At 70.2% G+C, this 16,897-nt stretch carries 1 protein-coding gene; it reads left to right on the top strand.

Annotated elements, in window-relative coordinates:
* Nucleotides 1-225 precede the first annotated feature (225 nt).
* Nucleotides 226-16,881: a hypothetical protein gene (locus ACTIF1_RS00195; protein ID WP_439594342.1), complete on the top strand. Its 16,656-nt coding sequence runs from the start codon at nucleotides 226-228 to the stop codon at nucleotides 16,879-16,881.
* Nucleotides 16,882-16,897: the final 16 nt, after the last annotated feature.

Below are 16,897 nucleotides of genomic sequence, written 5' to 3'. Positions count from 1 at the left end.
CATCAGGCACCTGATGCGGGTTGAGCCCGATGCCTTGGCGTCGTCCCCGCGGCGACTCCCGCTGCCTGAAACCCAATCTGGCGGTCCCCCAGGGGCAGCCCGGTGCGGCACCGCGGCGCCAGGCGTCTCAGCACGCATTTTCCTGTGCCTGCATTGGCGTCCAGCCGGGGCGCCGTGCCCTCATGGTTTGCGTCGAGTTGCTGGCGCGCGTCGGAGACTGTCGAGATGAGCGGTGAATTCATTACGGGTGACGACAGCAACGAATCGATCCCCGGCTCGGCGTTCGACGACACGATCGCAAGCTTTGGCGGCAACGATACGCTGTCCGGGCTGACGGGCGCCGACGTCCTGGAAGGCGGGGCGGGCAACGACAGCATGGCGGGTGACGATGGAGATGACTATCTCGTCGGCGGCAACGAGAACGACTCCGTGGTCGGTGACAACGACACGCTGGATGGCGGCGCCGGCAATGACGCCCTCCAGGGCGGCCATGGCGCCGATAGCCTGTTCGGTGGAACCGGCAATGACGAACTCAACGGCGGCATCGGTGCCGATTGGCTGGATGGCGGCGAGGGCGCCCTTGACCTTCTGATCTACTACGACTCCGAGGATGCCATATCGGTGGACCTCGGCAGTGGCGTGGTCAGCGGTGGCGAGGCCACGGGCGACACGATCAGCGGCTTCGAAGGGATCGTGGCGACCTATGCCGACGATACGCTGCTGGGTGATGGCAGCGACAACTTCCTGGCTGGCATGGACGGGGACGACACCCTCTCCGGCGGGGCGGGTGCGGATACGCTGCTCGGCGGCGCCGGCGCCGATACGCTGGTGGGTGGGGCCGGTGCCGATTTCCTCCAGGGCTATGACGAGGGCGTACCGGACGAGAACATCGACGTCGTCGACTACAGCGCCTCCGGCAGCGCCGTCACGGTCTCGCTGGAAACCGGAACGGCCACCGGCGGCGATGCCGAAGGCGACACGCTGATCGACATCCAGGTCATCATCGGCTCCAACCACGACGACTCGCTGACGGGTATGGGAGAGGGCCAGACGCTGCAGGGCGGCCTGGGGAACGACACGCTGACCTCCGGCGGGGCGAGCGACGTGCTCGTCGGCGGGATGGGCAACGATACCTACACCATCGGCACCAGTGGCGGAACGGTGGTGGAAGCGGCCGGCGAGGGGACCGATACGGTCAATGTCTCGGCTGCCACCTATACGCTCGGCGCGGATCTGGAGAATGCCCTCGGCACCGGCACCGCGCAGGCGCTGACCGGCAATGCGCTGGACAACGCGATCACGGCGACCGCGGGCGCCAATACGCTATCGGGCGGCAATGGCGCGGATACGCTGACGGGCGGCACCGACAACGACCTGCTGATCGGCGGCGACGGTGCGGACAGCCTGGTGGGCGGTCAGGGTGACGATACGCTGGTGGGCGGATTGGGCAACGACACCCTCGATGGCGGCGCCGGATTCGACCTGGTTGACTACACAGCCTCCTCCACGGGCGTCTTCATCAACCTCGCCACCGTCCCGCCGCTGACCAGCTTTGGCGATGCGGCAGGCGATTCCATCGGCAGCGTCGAGGGTGTCATCGGATCGACGCAGGGCGACTCGCTGTACGGCGGGAGCAACGCCGACTTTCTCAGCGGCGGTAATGGTGCCGATACGATCCAGGGCGGGCTGGGCGCGGATACGCTCATCGGTGGCGACGGCATCGACCAGCTCCGCTACGCGAGCATCAGCACTGCCGTGTCGATCAACCTCGCCACGGGTGAAGGTGGTGGCTACGCCGCGGACGATTCCTTCTCGGGCTTCGAGAATGTCCTGGGTGGCAACGGCGCCGATACGCTGATCGGCGATACCGGCGCCAATGAGCTGAGCGGCAAGGACGGCAACGACGTATTGGCGGGCGGCGCAGGCACGGATACGCTCTCGGGCGGCGCCGGCAACGACACAGCCGATTACAGCGCTTCCACCGCCGCGGTCACCATCTCTCTCGCCACGGGCGCTGGCAGCGGCGGCACCGCCGCGGGCGACAGCCTGGTCGGGATCGAGATCCTCATCGGCTCCGGCAATGCCGATAGCCTGGTGGGCAGCTCGGCGGCCGATACGCTGGTCGGCGGTGAGGATAACGATACCCTGGCCGGCGGCGAAGGCGCCGACGCGCTGGATGGCGGTGACGGCGACGATACCCTGATCGGCGGCGCGGGCTCCGATGCGCTGGATGGCGGCGCAGGCTACGACGAGGCCAACTACGCCACCTCCTCCGCCGGCATCCACATCGACCTTGCCGATCAAAGCCTCGCCGGCGGCGATGCGGAGGGCGACGGCTTCTCCGGCATCGAGGTCTGGGTGGGATCGGCCCATGCCGACACGCTGAGTGGGGACATCGAGGACAACCGGTTCCTCGCCGGGGAGGGCAACGATACGCTGACGGGCCTGGAGGGCGAGGACTCGCTGGAAGGCGGGCTTGGCGACGACAGCATCGCCGGTGGCAATGACGACGACTATCTCCTCGGCAACGATGGGAACGACACCATCCTGGGCGGTGCCGGCGACGACACCATCTCCGGCGATCCGGGCGCGGACAACATCGACGGTGGCGTTGGCGAGGACATCCTCATCTATAACACGTCCCAGCAGGCGATTGGGATCGACCTTCAGGCAGGCCTTGCCAATGGCGGCGATGCGGCCGGCGATGTCATCCAGGGGATCGAACACCTTGTCGCCACCTATATCAACGACACGATTGCGGGCGATTCCGCCGACAACCGGTTCCTCGGCCTGGATGGCGACGACCTGCTTGAAGGCCGGGATGGCGCGGATACCCTGATCGGCGGCTACGGGGCCGATACGCTGGTGGGTGGCGCCGGCGCCGATGTGCTGCGCGGCGGGGATGGCGAGGATCCCGATGCGGATATCGACGTCGTCGACTACAGCGCCTCCGGCAGCGCCGTCACAGTCTCCCTGGCGGATGGTACGGCCTCGGGCGGCGATGCCGAGGGCGATACGCTCAGCGACATCCAAATGGTGGTCGGCAGTGCCTTTGCCGATACGCTGCTCGGCGGTGACGGCGACGATAGCCTGACCGGCGGCGGCGGCAACGACAGCCTGTCCGGAGCCAGCGGCAGCGATACCCTGGCCGGCGGCGGCGGCAACGATACGCTGGTCGGCGGCAGCGGCTTCGACCTGCTCGACTACAGCAGATCCGCCGCCGGCATTTACGCAGATCTCGGCGCTGCCAGCCTGAGCGGCGGCGATGCGCAGGGCGACACCTTCAGCGGCATCGAGGGGCTGATCGGCTCGGACCAGGCCGATACGCTCATCAGCGGCAGCGTCGCCCATCTGCTCAGCGGCGGCGGCGGTGCCGATACCATCCTGGGTGGCACCGGCGCGGATACGCTCGATGGCGGCGCGGGGATCGACCTGCTCAGCTACGCGGACCACAGCATGGCCGTGTCGATCAATCTTGCCACGAATACAGCAGGCGACGACGCAATCGGCGATTCCATCGTGGGCTTCGAGAATGTGGTGGGCGGCACCGGCGCCGATACGCTGGTCGGCGATTCCGGCGACAACGAGCTGACCGGCGGCCAGGGCGACGACCTGCTGCGCGGCGCCGCGGGCGCGGATACGCTTTCGGGCGGCGCCGGCAACGACAGGGCGGACTACAGCGATTCCTCCGCCGCGGTCACCGTCTCGCTCGCCACCGGCTCCGGCAGCGGCGGGGATGCGGAGGGCGATAGCCTGGCGGGCATCGAGATCCTGAGCGGCTCCAGCCACGCCGATACGCTGGTGGGCAGCGCCGCGGCCGACACGCTGATCGGCGGCGACGGCGACGACAGCCTGACCGGCGGCGACGAGGCCGACAGCCTCAACGGCGGTGCGGGCAACGATATCCTGACCGGAGGGGCGGGCGCCGACACGCTCGTTGGCGGCGCCGGCAGCAATACCCTGATCGGCGGTGCGGGCGCGGACTCGCTGAATGGTGTCGCGGGCTTCGATATCGTCGACTATAGCGCCTCATCCGCCGGCGTCAGCGTCAACCTTGTCGGGGGCTCCCTCTCCGGCGGCGATGCGCAGGGCGACAGCTACTCGGGCATCGAGGGCTGGGTGGGATCGGCGTATGATGACACGTTGCTCGGCAGCACCGGCAACGACCTGTTCCGCGGCGGCGACGGCGCCGATACGATCCGGGGCAGTGATGGCGCGGATACGCTCGACGGTGGCGCAGGGGTCGACCTGCTCAGCTATCTGGATCAGTTCAATGCGGTCCAGGTGAACTTGGCCACCGGCATCACTGGCGGCGCGGCTTTTGCCGATTCCATCGCGGGCTTCGAGAATATCCTCGGTGGCAGCGGCGCCGATACGCTGACCGGCGATTCTGGCGCCAACCGCCTGGAAGGCGGTAGCGGGAGCGACATCCTGGCGGGCGCCGCCGGCAACGACACGCTGATCGGCGGTTCCAACAGGGACACGGCCGACTACAGCGCCTCCTCCGCCGGCGTCTCGGTATCCCTCGCCACCGGTATGGGCAGCGGCGGCGATGCCGAGGGCGATACGCTAAGCGGCATCGAGATCCTCAGCGGCTCCAGCCATGCCGATAGCCTGGTGGGCAGCACGAGCGCCGACACGCTGTTCGGCGGCGAGGGTGACGACAGCCTGTCCGGTGGCGACACGGGCGACAGCCTGAACGGCGGGGACGGCAACGATGTCCTGGACGGCGGGGCAGGTGCCGACACGCTTCTCGGCGGTGCCGGGAACGATACGCTGATCGCCGGCGCGGGTGGCGACGTGTTGAACGGCGGTTCAGGCGGCATCGACCTGGCCGACTACAGCGCCTCCTCCGCCGGTGTCTCGATCAATTTCGTCAACCAGACGGCAAGCGGCGGCGATGCGCAGGGCGACAGCTTCTCCGACCTCGAGGGGGTGATCGGATCGGCGCAGGGCGATACGCTGACCGCCGGCTTCCTCAACACCCTGCTCCTCGGCGGAGACGGCGCCGACACCATCGCGAGCGGCACGGGCGCGGATACGCTCGACGGTGGCGCGGGGACGGACCTGCTCAGCTATGCAAGTCACGCCGGCGGAGTTCAGGTGAATCTGGCCACCGGCGCGACGGGCGGCCTGGCCCAGGGCGATTCCATCACGGGCTTCGAGAATGTGCTGGGAGGCACGGACGCCGATACGCTCACCGGCGATGCCGGTGCCAATCTGCTGGCGGGCGGCGAAGGTGACGACACGCTGCAGGGCGGCGCGGGCGACGACACGCTGCGGGGCGGCCTCGGCGCCGATTCCATGGTCGGCGGCGATGGCATCGACCTGGTCGACTACAGCGACGTGCAGAACGGGGTCTTCGCCGCCGTCACCTCCACGGCCGGCGGCGGCGGCGAGGGCGACAGCTACACGGGCATCGAAGGCTTCATCGGCTCCAGCGAGGGTGATGAACTCAGCGGCAGCAGCGGCGACGATGTGCTGATCGGCGGCGGGGGCGACGACCTGCTGCTGACCGGTCTCGGCGCCGATACGCTGGATGGCGGCGAGGGCTATGACCAGGCCGAATACGGCCAGCATTCCACCGGCGTCCTTGTCAACCTGCTCACCGGCGAGGTCGGCGGCTCGGCGGCCGGCGGCTCCATCGCCGGCGTGGAGCAGGTGGGCGCCGGCTCGGGTGCCGATACGCTGATCGGCGATGCCGCCAACAATGTCCTGCAGGGCAATGACGGTGACGACCTGCTCCAGGGTGGGGCAGGCGACGACAGGCTGCTGGGCGACGCGGGCAACGATACGCTGCAGGGCGGCCTCGGCTCCGACTCCCTGGAGGGCGGCGATGGCATCGACCTGGTCGACTACAGCGACATGCAGCAGGGAGTCACGGTCAGCATCGAAGGTCTTGCCGAGGGCGCTGCCGCCGGAGACAGCTTCGCCGGCATCGAGGGTTTCATCGGCTCGACCGGGGACGACGAGCTCATCGGCAGCGGCGGCGACGATGTGCTGATCGGCGGCCAGGGCAATGACGTGCTGGTCAGCGGTCTCGGCGCCGATACGCTGGATGGCGGCGAGGGCTATGACTATGCGGACTACGCGGACCATGCCACCGGCATCTCCGTCAACCTCGCCACCGGCGAATTCGGCGGTGCGGCGGCCGGCGGCTCGATCGCCGGGGTGGAAGGTCTCGGTGGCGGCTCAGGCGCGGATACGCTGACCGGCAATGCCGAGCAGAACTATCTGCAGGGCAGGGATGGCGACGATCTGCTGGATGGCGGATCGGAAGCCGACCGGATGGAGGGCGACGCCGGCAATGATACGCTGCTGGGCGGCGCCGGAACCGATACGATGGACGGCGGCGATGGCATCGACACTGCCGACTACAGCCTTTCCACGACAGGCGTGGTGATCTCGAACGACGGGATCTCCGGGCAGGGCGTTGGCGATGCAAGCGGCGATACGCTGCTCGACATCGAGGTGGTGATCGGCTCCGCCCAGGCCGATACGCTGACCGGCGGGGACGCGGCCGATACGCTGATCGGCGGCGCGGGCCATGACCAGCTGCAGGGCATGGGCGGCGACGACGTGCTGGCAGGCGGCGCGGGCAACGATACGCTGGTCGGCGGCGATGGCGCCGATGCGGTGGACTACAGCACCTCCTCCACCGCCGTCTCCCTCTCGCTCGTCGCGGGCCAAGGCTATGCGGGCGATGCACTGGGCGATTCGCTGAGCGGCATCGAGGTGGTGATCGGCTCGGACGGGAACGATAGCCTGACCGGCGCCGGCACAGCCGATACGCTGATCGGCGGCGCGGGCGACGACCTGCTGGTGGGCCGCGCCGGCGGCGATTCGCTGATCGGCGGCGATGGCTTCGACATGGTCGACTACAGCGCGTCGACGAGCGCCGTGATCGTCATCCTCTCCCAAGGCGCCGGCGCCTATGGCGATGCGGATGGAGACCGGCTGACAGGCATCGAGGGCGTCATCGGTTCGGCCCGCAATGATGAGCTGACCGGCGACGGCGCCGCCAACCTGCTGCGGGGCGGCGCCGGCAACGACGCCCTGGATGGCGCCGCGGGCGACGACCTGCTGGCGGGCGGTGCCGGCAATGATTCGCTGCTGGGTGGCGAAGGCTTCGACCTGGCGGATTACAGCGCCTCGGCGGGGGCGGTGAACGTCCATCTCGGCTTCGGCTCCGCCGGCGGCGGCGATGCGCAGGACGATACGCTGGAGGGCATCGAGGGCGTCATCGGCTCCGGCGGCCATGACGAGCTGACGGGTGACGACGGGGACAACTGGCTGCAGGGCGGCGCGGGCAACGATACCCTGGCGGGTGCGCTCGGCGCGGATAGGCTGCAGGGCGGCGAAGGCATCGATACCGCCTATTACGGCGGCGAGGAGGGCGTCCTCGTCAACCTCGGCACCGGCGAGACGGGCGGCGCCGCGGCGGGCGACACGCTCAGCGGCATCGAGAACCTGACCGGTGGCGATGGGGCCGATACGCTGACGGGCGATGACGGCGCCAATCGCCTGGATGGCGGCACGGGCGACGACGTGCTGGCCGGCGGCGCGGGGAATGACACGCTCATCGGCGGCGATGGCATCGACACGGCGGACTACAGTGACGCCACCGAGAGCCTCACCATCTTCCTCTTCGGGGACGTGACCCTGGAGGGTGGCGCCCGGGGCGATTCGCTGAGCGGCATCGAGGCGGTGATCGGCTCCTCCTACGGCGACAACCTGGCTGGCGGCGACGAGGCCGAGACGCTGATCGGCGGCGGCGGAGGCGACTCGCTGGACGGCCGCGGTGGCGCCGATCGGCTGGAGGGCGGCGAGGGCTACGACGAAGCTGGCTACGACTCCTCGTCGAGCGGCGTCGCGGTCAATCTCCTCCTCGGCACCGGCGCTTCCGGCGACGCCGAGGGCGACACGCTGATCGGCATCGAGGCCGTCATCGGCTCCAACCACGACGATACGCTGACCGGCGATGCGGCCGACAATTGGCTGCGGGGCAGCGCCGGCGCGGACGTGCTGGCGGGCGGCGCGGGGAATGACAGGCTGTGGGGCGGCGGCGGCACCGATACCGCGGACTACAGCGGCTCCGTCGATGGTGTCATCGTCTCGCTCGCCTCCGGCCTCGGCCAGGGTGGCGATGCCGAGGGCGATACGCTGAGCGGCATCGAGGTGGTGATCGGCTCCGCGGGGACCGATGCCCTGACCGGCAGCACCAATGCCGAGACGCTGCTGGGCGGCGACGGCGACGATGTGGTGGCCGGCGGTACAGGCAGCGATTGGCTCGATGGCGGCGCAGGCACGGACCTGCTGGACTATGCGGCCCAGACCTCCGGTGTGCTGGTCAATCTCGCCACCGGTGGGACCGGTGGCGAGGCATCCGGTGATTCCATCACAGGCTTCGAGAAGGTGCTGGGCGGCAGCGGCGCCGATACGCTGATCGGCGATGCCGGCGTCAATTGGCTGACGGGCGGCGACGGCAACGACGTGCTGGCGGGCGGCGCGGGCCCCGATACGCTGGCCGGCGGCGAAGGTATCGATACCGCCGACTACAGTGGTTCCTCCCAGGCTGTCACCATCTCGCTCGTCGCCGGCTGGGGCCGCGGCGGCGATGCGAAGGGCGATTCGCTGAGCGGCATCGAGGTGGTCATCGGCTCGGCCTACAACGATACATTGGAGGGCACGCACGATCCCGACACGCTGATCGGCGGCGACGGCGACGATGTGCTCATCGGTCGCCCGGGAGGCGATGTGCTGAACGGCGGTGCCGGCTTCGACATGGTCGACTATGGCTCATCGAGCGCGGTGGTCGTGGTCAGCATGCGCGACGGCACCAGATCCGGTGGCGATTCCGATGGCGACAGCTTCGAGAGCATCGAGGGCCTGATGGGCTCGGTTGGCGCCGACTCGCTGGTCGGCGACGACGGCGACAACCGGCTCGATGGCGGCAAGGGCGACGATACGCTGGCGGGCGGTCTTGGTGCGGATACGCTGGAGGGCAGTGACGGCACCGACTTCGTCGATTACGGCGAGGTGGCCGGAGACGTCTCGGTCAACCTCGGCACCGGTGAGACCGGTGGCGCGGCGGCCGGCGATTCGCTGGTGGGTGTGGAGAACCTGCGCGGCGGCGCGGGCGCCGATACGCTGACCGGCGATGCCGGCGCCAATGTGCTGGAGGGCGGCGACGGGGACGACGTGCTGGCCGGCGGCGAGGGCAATGATACGCTGTCGGGCGGCGAGGGCGCCGATACCGCGGACTACAGCGCGGAGACCTCGAACCTCCTCGTCAACCTCGGCACCGGCGAGGCCAGTGGGCCGGCACTGGGCGATACCCTCAGCGGCATCGAGAATCTGCGCGGCGGCATCGGCGACGATACGCTGACCGGCGATGCCGCGGACAATGTGCTGGAAGGCGGCGAGGGCGGCGACGTGCTGGCCGGCGGCGCGGGGGCCGATACGCTGCGGGGCGGCGATGGCTTCGACATCGCGGACTACTCCGCCTCGACCGAGGCCGTCAGCATCGATCTCGGCGCGGGCACCGGCCGCGGCGGCGATGCCGAAGGCGATGTGCTGAGCGGCATCGAGGCGCTCTACGGCTCCGACCATGACGACCTGCTGGTCGGCGGTGCGGGCAACGACCAGCTGCTCGGCGGCACCGGCGGCGATACGCTGCAGGGCAGCGCGGGCGACGACCTGCTGGTGGGCGGGGAAGGCGACGACACGCTGCAGGGCGGCGCGGGCGCGGACAGCCTCTATGGCGGGGATGGCCTCGACGCGGTCTGGTACACCGATGCGGCCAGCGGCATCACGCTGGACCTCAGCACCGGCCTCGGCACCGCGGGCGATGCGGAGGGCGACACGCTCTCGGGCATCGAGACCGTCGTCGGTTCCGGCCATGCCGACAGCATCGCCGGCAATGACCAGGACAACCGCCTGGAAGGCGGCGAAGGCGACGACGTGCTGGCGGGCGGCGCGGGCGGCGATACGCTGGACGGCGGCGAAGGCACCGACACGGCCGACTATGGCAACTCCGCCGATGGTGTCAGCGTCTCGCTCGCCTCCGGCCTGGGCCAGGGCGGCGAGGCGGAAGGCGATTCGCTGAGCGGCATCGAGGTGGTGATCGGCTCCGCGGGGGCCGATAAGTTGGCCGGCGGCACCGGTGCGGAGACGCTGCTGGGCGGCGATGGCGACGACCTGCTGGATGGCGGTGCCGGCGGCGATTCGCTGGTCGGCGGCCTGGGCTTCGACGTGGCGGACTACAGCGCCTCCCAGAGCTTCGTCATCGTCAACCTCGGCACCGGAACCGGTGCCTATGGCCCCGCGCAGGGCGATACCCTCTCGGGCATCGAGGCGGTGATCGGCTCGAGCCGGAACGACGAGCTGACCGGCGACTCGGGCGACAATCTGCTGCGCGGCGAGGCGGGCAACGATGTCCTGACCGGCGGGCTCGGCGCCGATACGCTGGAGGGCGGCGCGGGCAATGACAGGGCCTTCTATGGGGACTCGACCGCGGCCGTTGCCGTCGATCTCGCCGCCGGCACCGGCACGGGGGGCGAGGCCGAGGGCGATGTGCTCATCGGCATCGAATCCGCCTGGGGCTCGGTCCATGCCGATACGCTGACCGGCGCCTCCAGCAATGACACGCTGGTGGGTGCCGAGGGCGATGACGTGATGGCCGGCGGCGCCGGCAGCGACGCCCTCGATGGTGGCGATGGCCAGGACACGGCGGATTACAGCACCTCCGCCGAAGCCGTGCTGGTCGATCTCTACAACAGCTATGCCACCGGTGGCGATGCGACGGGCGACGGCCTGTCGAGCATCGAACAGGTGAAGGGCTCCGCGGGGGCGGACACGCTGACCGGCGATGATGGCGCCAACCAGCTGCTCGGCAACGGCGGTAACGATACCCTGGCGGGTGGCGCTGGCGACGACACGCTCGAGGGCGGGGAGGGGAATGACACGCTGCAGGGTGGCGCCGGCGCGGACGATCTGCGCGGCGGACAGGGCGTGGACTTCCTCTCCTATCTGGAATCGGCGAGTGGCGTCACGATCGACCTCGGCACCGGGCTCGGCTCCGCCGGCGATGCGGCGGGCGATACGGTGTCGGGCTTCGAATATGTCATCGGATCCGCCCATGCCGACAGCATTCGGGGCGGCGAGGGGAACGATGGCATCATCGCCGGTGATGGCGCCGATACGGTGGCGGGCGGAGCCGGCAACAACCGGCTGCAGGGCCGCGAGGGTGACGACCTTCTCGATGGCGAGGCGGGCGACGACAGGCTGGAAGGCGGCAGCGGCTACGACCAGCTATGGGGTGGCGAAGGCCGCGACCTGCTGCAGGGCGGCGAGGATGACGACACGCTGTTCGGCGGCGCCGATGCCGACGAGCTCGAGGGCGGCGATGGCGTGGATGTCGCCAGCTATGCCGGCGGAACGACCGGGGTTGCCGTCTCGCTCGCCACCGGCCTGGGCAGCGGCGGCGATGCCGAGGGCGATACGCTGAGCGGCATCGAAATGCTCATCGGATCCGATCATGGCGATACGCTGACGGGTACGAGCAGCGCCGATACGCTCTATGCCGGCGATGGCGACGATATCCTGGTCGGCGGCGGCAATGGCGACCTGCTGGACGGCGGGTCCGGCTTCGACCTGGTCGACTACAGCGCCTCCCTCAACATGGTGGTGATCGACCTCGAGCTCGGCCTCGCAGCCTTCGGCGATGCGCAGGGCGATACGATTTCCGGCATCGACGGCGTGATCGGCTCCTCGAAGAGCGACGAGCTGGCCGGCGACGGCGGCGACAATCTGCTGGACGGCGGCGCGGGCCGGGATCTGCTGGTCGGCGGCCTTGGCGCCGACACGCTGATCGGCGGCGATGGGCAGGATACGGCCGATTATTCCGGCTCCTCGGCCATGGTCGCCGTCGATCTCTCCACCGGGCTCGCCTCGGGGGGCGATGCCGAGGGCGATGTGCTCAGCGGGTTCGAGGCGCTCCGCGGCTCCGCCTATGCCGATACGCTGACGGGCGGCACCGGCGACGACACCCTGGTCGGCAATGCGGGCGACGACGTGCTGAAGGGTGGCGCGGGCAGCGACCGGCTGGAAGGCGGCGCCGGCAACGACACCGCGGACTACAGCGACTCCGCGGCGGCGGTCACGGTCGACCTGGCCGCCGGCACGAGCCTTGGCGGCGATGCGGAGGGCGATACGCTGGAGGGCATCGAGGCGGTGCTCGGCAGCCGCCACGACGATACGCTGACGGCCGGCACGGAGGCCGATACGCTGGCCGGCGGCGCCGGCAACGACACCTATGTGATCGGCGCCGATGGCGAGCACCTGCTGGTGGAGGAGGCCGATGGCGGCTTCGACCTGGTGCGGACCGCCCAGGCCAGCTTCACCCTGGCGGCGAATCTGGAGGAATTGCACGGCACCGGCAGCGACCAGGCGCTGGCCGGCAACGACATCGACAACCGCATCACGGCCGGCGCGGGCGCCGATACGCTGCGCGGCATGGCGGGCGAGGATACGCTGGCGGGTGGCGCCGGCAACGACCTGCTCGATGGCGGCGCGGGCTTCGACCTGGTCGACTACAGCGCGATCGGTCGCGGCATCACGGTGGACCTGCGCGGTGGCGAGGCCGTGCTGGACGGCGAGACCGATACCCTGCTGGGCATCGAGGGCGTGATCGCCACGGCGCATGACGATGTGCTGATCGGCGGCGATGCGACCGACCGGCTGCTCGGCGGCGCGGGCGACGACACCTTCGTCGGCTCGCTCGGCGCCGATACGCTGGACGGCGGCGACGGTCTCGACGTGGTGAGCTTCGCGGATCCGGAATTCGCCGGCGGCCTGCTGCTCTCCTTCGATCCGCTGCAGGCCGGTGGAGCCGCCGGCCAGGTGCTGATCAGCATCGAGGGCGTGGCCGGCGGCAGCGGCGATGACTGGATCATCGGCGATGTCAGCGGCAGCGGGGATGGCGTCGCGAATTTCTTTGCCGGCTGGTATGGCGACGACATCCTGGATGGCGGCCGCGGTGACGACACGCTGCGCGGCGGCGTGGGTTCCGACCTGCTGCTGGGCGGCGCCGGCATCGATACCGCCGATTTCGGCGATGCGACGCAGGCGGTCGTGGTCCGCCTCGACCTCGGCACCGCGACCAGCGGCACGGATGCCGATGAACTGCTCTCGATCGAGGCGGTGCAGGGCAGCGACTTCGACGACCTGCTGGTCGGCGATTCCGCCGACAACCTGCTCGCCGGCGGGGCGGGCGACGATACGCTTGTCGGCGGCCGGGGCGCGGATCTGCTTTCCGGCGGCGAGGGCCGCGACACGGCGAGCTACCGCGACGCCACGGCCGGCGTGACCGCGCTGCTGCAGAACATGGACTTCACCGGCTTCGGCCTGCTCGACGAACCGCCGGTGGCGAATACCGGCGAGGCGGCGCTGCATGGCTATGAGGAGATCGAGAACCTCGAAGGCTCCGCCTTCGCCGATGCGCTCTATGGCGATGCCGAGGCCAATCTGCTGCGCGGCCTGGCTGGCGCCGATGCGCTCTATGGCGGTGGCGGCAACGACACGCTGGAAGGCGGCGCGGGCACCGATGGGATGTGGGGCGGGGAGGGCTTCGACCTCGCCAGCTATGAGACCGCCGCTGCGGCCGTGCAGGCCTCGCTGGAGGCGTATCGCAACCCGCTCTCCGGCGATGCCGGCAACGAGGCGCGTGGCGATTCCTTCACCGATATCGAGGGCCTTCGTGGCTCCGCCTTCGGCGACCTGCTGGTCGGCAATGCCGGGGACAATCTGCTGCAGGGGCTGGCCGGGGCGGATACGCTCTCGGCCGGCGCCGGGGCCGATACGCTGGAAGGTGGCGCCGGCGCGGATTCGCTGCTGGGCGGCCTCGGCCAGGATACGGCCAGCTATGCCGGCTCCGCCCTGGCGGTCACCATCGACCTGCTGGCGGGCACGGGCAGCGGCGGCGATGCGGCCGGCGACAGGCTGGGTGGCATCGAGCATCTGCTCGGCTCCGACCATGACGACCGGCTGTCCGGCGATGCCGGCGACAACCGGCTGGATGGCGGGGCGGGCGCGGATACGCTGCAGGGCGGCGCGGGCGCCGATACGCTGGCGGGCGGCGAGGGCTTCGACCTCGTCTCCTACGCCAACTCCGGCGAGGGTCTGCGCATCGACATGGCCGATCCTGGCCAGAGCACGGGCGCCGCGGCCAGCGACCTGCTGCTGAGCATCGAAGGCGTGCTGGGCGGCGCGGGCAACGACACGCTGCTGGGCGATGGCACGGCGAACCGGCTGGATGGCGGCGACGGCGATGACCTGATCGGCGGCCGCGGTGCCGCGGATGGCGAGGGCGATGCGCTGATCGGCGGCGCCGGCCGCGATACCGTGACCTATGCCTGGTCGTCCGCGCCTGTCGCCCTCGACCTGGCCTCGGGCCGGGCGAGCCATGGCCTGGTCGTCGACACGCTCTCCGGCTTCGAGCATGCGAGCGGCGGCGGCGGCGACGATACCCTCACCGGCGATGCCGCCGACAACCAGCTGGAAGGCGGGGCCGGCAACGACTCGCTGGAGGGCGGCAGCGGCAACGACACGCTGCTCGGCGGCGGCGGCAACAATACGCTGGTCGGCGGCGCGGGCGAGGACGTCCTCGACTACCGCGATGGCGATGCCGATCATGTCATGCTCGTCACCGGCGACTTCACCATCCGGCGCGAGACGGATGGCGGCAGCCTGATCGGCCGCGACGATGCCGACGCGGTCGAGACGGTGATTGCCACCGCGGGCAGCGGCGACCGCATCGACGCCACGGCGGAGGAGGGGGTGACCGTCGATCTGGCGGCCGGCACGCTGGAGGCGGCAGGTACCGGCAGCATCGCCATCACCGGCTTCGAGCATGCCGCCGGCGGCGATGGCGGCGACCTGCTCATCGGCTCCGATGGCGCCAATGAGCTGGAAGGGAATGACGGCGCCGATACGCTGCGGGGTGGCGCCGGCCAGGACACGCTGCGCGGCGGCGACGGCTTCGACACCGCACTCTACACCTCGGCCACCGGCGGCGTGACCGTCGACCTCGACATGCAAACCGCCCAGGATGGCGAGGGCGGCACCGATCAGCTGGAGGAGATCGAGGCCGTCACCGGCTCCGACTACGACGACCGGATCAGCGGCGACTCCGCCGATGAGCGGCTCGACGGCGCGGCCGGCAACGATACGCTGCTGGGGCTGGACGGCGCCGACACCCTGCTGGGCGGGGCGGGCGATGACCTGTTCCTGATCGGCAGCGGCAGCGAACACGCCACCGGCGAGGTGATCGACGGCGGTGCGGGCCGCGACCTTCTGCTCTTCACCGCGGATTTCGAGGACCGGCTGGTGCTGGCCGCCTCGACCACCGGGGTGGAGGAGGTGCGCATCGCCGACGAGACGGGCGCCACCACCGGCATCGCGGATGCCTCGGTCGATGCCGGCGCGCTGGCGGAGGGCATCCGCCTGGTCGGCAATGCCGGCGCCAATGCGCTGACCGGCGGGACGGGCGCGGATACGCTGGCCGGCGGCGCCGGCGCGGATCTGCTGGCTGGCGGCGCCGGCCTCGACTGGGCCGATTATTCGGGGAGCGCCAGCGGCGTCTCCATCAACCTGAAGGACCAGGTGCAGGCGCTGGGCGATGCGGCCGGCGATACCCTGACCGGGATCGAGAACGTGCTCGGCTCGGCGGGCGAGGACTTCCTGCGCGGCAGCGCCGCGGCCAATCACCTGGTGGGCGGCGACGGCGATGACTCGCTGCAGGGTTTCGAAGGCAACGACACGCTGGAAGGCGGTGCCGGCGCGGATGAGATGGTCGGCGGCACCGGCATCGACCTCGTCACCTATCGCAATGCCGCCGCGGGCGTGCTGGTCGATCTCTCGGCCGCCCGGGTCCTGCAGGGCGATGCGGCGGGCGACAGCTATCTGGGCATCGAGAACATCGAAGGCTCGGCCTTTGCCGATGCGCTCTATGGCAATGACGCGGCGAATGTCCTGACCGGCGGCCTCGGCAAGGACAGCCTGGGCGGCGGGCTGGGCGCCGACCGCTTCGTCTGGACCTCCGCCGAGGAAAGCCTGGCGACCAGCGCCGGGCGCGACGTGATCCTCGACTGGGGCAGCGGCGACGTGATCGACCTCTCGGGCTTCGATGCGCAGATCGCCGTGGACGGGCTGCAGAACTTCATCTTCCGCGGCACCACCACGGCGATGAGCAGCGCCGCGGCCGGCGAGCTCTGGGTCTACCAGTATGGCGGCAAGACCTATCTCATCGGCGGCGTCGACGCGGACGGGCAGCGCGACTTCCAGATCGAGGTGCGGGGCTTGGTCAGCTTCGACGGCACCAGCTTCCTGGGCGTGGCGCATGACCGCAGCGGCACCGGCGCGGCGGAGACGATGCGCGGCGGCGAGCTGGACGACACGCTGAACGGCGCCGGCGGCAACGATACGCTGCTGGGCGGCGCGGGGGATGACGTGCTGCTGGGCGGGGCCGGGCGCGACCTGCTGACTGGCGGGACGGGCGCGGATCGCTTCGTCTGGACCTCGGTCAGCGACAGCGGCACCGCGACCTCCACCCGCGATGTGGTGCGCGACTTCGGCGCCGGCGATGTCATCGATCTTTCGGCGATCGATGCGGATGCCACGCGGGACGGGCTGCAGGACTTCACCTTCATCGGCCTGGTCAGCAGCAGCTCCGGTGCCAGCGTGGGCCTCGGCGAGGTCAGCTACCACCAGTTCAACGGCAATACCTTCGTCAATCTCGGCGTGGATGCGGCGACGGGCCGCGACATGATCATCGAGCTGACGGGGCTGCACACGCTGGAGGCCAGCAGCTTCATCCTGTGACGCGACGGGGCGGGGG

The sequence above is a fragment of the Falsiroseomonas sp. genome, assembly GCF_051860665.1.
In the GTDB taxonomy this organism is placed as follows: Bacteria; Pseudomonadota; Alphaproteobacteria; order Acetobacterales; family Acetobacteraceae; genus Falsiroseomonas.
Note: the sequence above shows the minus strand (reverse complement) of the source record. Positions and strands in the feature narration are given on the sequence as shown.